The organism is Shewanella sp. 11B5, assembly GCF_002836795.1.
GTDB lineage: Bacteria > Pseudomonadota > Gammaproteobacteria > Enterobacterales > Shewanellaceae > Shewanella > Shewanella frigidimarina.
The window spans coordinates 1-2864 of record NZ_PJAP01000973.1; the positions used below are offsets into that span (position 1 = coordinate 1).

At 39.6% G+C, this 2864-nt stretch carries 4 protein-coding genes; 1 reads left to right on the top strand and 3 read right to left on the bottom strand.

Annotation, left to right across the window (positions count from 1 at the left end; genetic code table 11):
• Positions 1–42 precede the first annotated feature (42 nt).
• From CXF78_RS19010 to flgA, 3 genes are all read right to left on the bottom strand, one after another.
• On the bottom strand, positions 43–516 hold the full coding sequence (locus CXF78_RS19010; protein WP_102037637.1) for a flagella synthesis protein FlgN: 474 nt from the start codon (positions 514–516) through the stop codon (positions 43–45).
• A gap of 102 nt (positions 517–618) precedes the next feature.
• Positions 619–948, bottom strand: a complete 330-nt coding sequence (gene flgM, locus CXF78_RS19015) for a flagellar biosynthesis anti-sigma factor FlgM (RefSeq protein ID WP_011636631.1) — start codon at positions 946–948, stop codon at positions 619–621.
• 74 nt (positions 949–1022) lie between these two features.
• Positions 1023–1730, bottom strand: a complete 708-nt coding sequence (gene flgA / locus CXF78_RS19020; RefSeq protein ID WP_102037638.1) for a flagellar basal body P-ring formation chaperone FlgA — start codon at positions 1728–1730, stop codon at positions 1023–1025.
• 369 nt (positions 1731–2099) lie between these two features.
• On the opposite strand from flgA, the gene CXF78_RS19025 reads away from it, so the two are divergent.
• Positions 2100–2864, top strand: a 765-nt coding sequence (locus CXF78_RS19025) for a chemotaxis protein (protein WP_102037639.1), incomplete at its 3' end; no start/stop codon positions are given.

Sequence of the window (2864 nt, forward strand, 5' to 3'; positions counted from 1 at the left end):
TGATGTCATCGCTCGTTATGGCTGGCTAGCAAGATTTTAAAGCTAGGCTGAAAAGTCATTGCCTAGTGTTGAAATGGTAGAAGTTTTACCTTTGTCATTGTAGGTCAAGCTTGAGGCATTGCGACTGGCTTGTAATGCTTGGGCAAATCGATTGAGGCTGGCGATATTGAGCTCAATCAAGCTGGCATTCTGACTGTTGATGTCTTTGCACTCGGCGAGAATAGCTCTAGCTTGTGCGACTTGTTGTGCCAATTCAGCATCGGTAGTAAGCAGATTGTGCTGTGGGTGGTTTGCCAGTTTCTCGTCAGTAGTTTTCATATTGAATAAGCACTGGGTTTTATCTTTGGAAAGCGCCAGCAGCTTATCGGCATCTTGTTTGGATAATGCCGCTTTTTCTTCAACAATAAGCGATTTCAGCTGCACTAATGTCTGATTTTGGTTATCAAGCAGTTGGTGTAGCTCTTTGCGCTGTTCTTCGCTTGCTTGCTTATGTAATTGCTGGTTTAACTCTGTCATAAATTACTCTTAGGTTTTCTTAACTAACACTTCTCTATGATGCAAGTTTGCACCTAATTATCTGTGTGTCGTTAAAACAAATTAAAGAGTAACGTTTAACGGTTACTCTCTGTCAAACGATAAACCGCCTAGCTCTGCTTCAAAGCTGGCAATATTCGCCGCAAGTTTTTCTGGGTCAACTTTATATCGTCCCTCAGAGATTGCTTGCTTAATTTCAGCGACCTTTTTTTGGTCGACTTCTGGTAACGATGCCATTTTTGTTTGCGCGCTCTGAAGCTGTTGAGCTTGAGAGGTAATGCTAACGGAATCTGTTTTAACCGGTGCAGCTGATTTTGGGGCTGCAGTAGTTGTAGATTGCGTAGCAGACTGCGTGTCACGTGCAGTGCGCATTTGTGTATTGGTAGCAGTGTTATGCTTAATGTCAATTGCCATGGTAGGCTCCAGCGTAATGAATCAGGTTTTCCAATCAGGCTATCGGCACCCCAGGAAAAAACTTTAACGCTATTTTACATTCTTACTTCAACTTCGCCAACGCCAATTACAACAGCATCAAATTGTTTGCTAGTGTTACTGTTTTTTACTCTGATAACCTCATCGATATTGCCATCTCGCAGTGCTTCCCCAAGGGTTTTTATTTCTACATTAGTGGTTTTTGCATAGATAGAAACAGTGTCACCTTTGCAAACAAAACACAGGTTATTACTTAATACTGGAGAGTCTTTCGCTACCCGGCGTTTCACTCGTGAGCCAATTAATGTCGTAATGTCGGAAAAAAACTGACCTTTTAAGCTATATTGGTCAACATACATAACTTGTAAATGATGTTCGCCAATAATTTGGTCTGGGGACAATAGTTGGTTAGCAACCACAACAGGATATTGTATTTCGACTCGAACAGAGAGATACATTTGCCATGGATAATCATAGTCTGGGCTATTGCAGCTGAGTTTTACCATGTTATTTCGACTAATAGCTCGTTCACTGGCAAGTTCAACATTAATCGGCGGGTAACAGGCTGGTGGGCTGATACGGCCCTCAAGATTTTGTGGGGTTATTTGCACTTTAGCTTTTGAGTCTGCATCAATTTTTTTGGCTACCGCCTCTTTAGCTAACTTATAAATGGTCGATAGGGAAGGTGTGATTATTTCTTCGCTAGCAAATGCTGGCAAAGAAAATGTTATTGAGCACAAAAAACATAAAAAAAATACTTTCATAATGAAGATACTAGCTTGTTTTGCCAGAATGCACCTATACTTTGAAAAACGAAAAATATGCGAGTAATCTCTGCATACGCAATAAGCTAAAATAAATGGGCTAGGGGACATAAGAATAACATTATCCCTTTGTCAAAAAAGTGTCAGTTCACAGTGCGAGCTAATTTATACAAATTAAAGCAAGTTGCATGCCCACTTTTTTGATTCATTAAATTGATATGTATTTGTTAGATTGGTGATGGTTTAGACTCAAGTTAAGTGATCATCAGTAAGATATGAACTAACCGTATTATGCTAAACCAAGGTTTACTATAATTTCAGAGAACAATTTTTATCCTTTTGGGTGACAGTTAACTACAAGGCCTTGTTATGTCGAGTATTTTAGATTCAGTAAATAAACGTACCCAACTTGTCGGGCAAAACAGACTAGAGCTGCTATTGTTTAGGCTTAGCGGCCGTCAACGGTTTGGCATTAACGTGTTTAAAGTGAAAGAGGTTTTGCAATGTCCACCACTGACTACGTTGCCTAAATTAAACCGTTTTGTTAAAGGTGTTGCTCATATTCGTGGTGCAACTATTTCCGTTATCGATTTAAGTGCAGCAACGGGTGGACGTCCACTGACATCAACAGAAAATTGCTTTATTATCATTTCCGAATATAACCGTAGTATTCAAGGTTTTTTAGTGAGTTCTGTTGAACGTATTATCAACATGAACTGGGAAGCTATTATGCCTCCACCGCAAGGTTCTGGCCGTTCTTCTTATTTAACCGCGGTGACAGAGATTGAAGGTGAGTTGGTTGAGATTCTAGACGTTGAAAAAATTCTTGATGAAATTTCACCAGTTAAGACTTCTATCAGTAAAGAGCTCAATGAAGCATTAACTATTGATAGAGAACAGCATTATCATATTATGGTTATTGATGATTCAGCAGTGGCACGTAAACAAATTATTCGTTCGTTAGAGTCATTAAATCTGCAAATCGATACCGCTAAAGATGGTAGAGAGGCGCTAGAAAAACTGAAAAGTATTGCCGCAGAAATGGATGATGTGTCAGTTGAGATCCCGTTAATCATTTCTGATATTGAAATGCCTGAAATGGATGGCTACACCTTAACGGCTGAAATTCGTAAT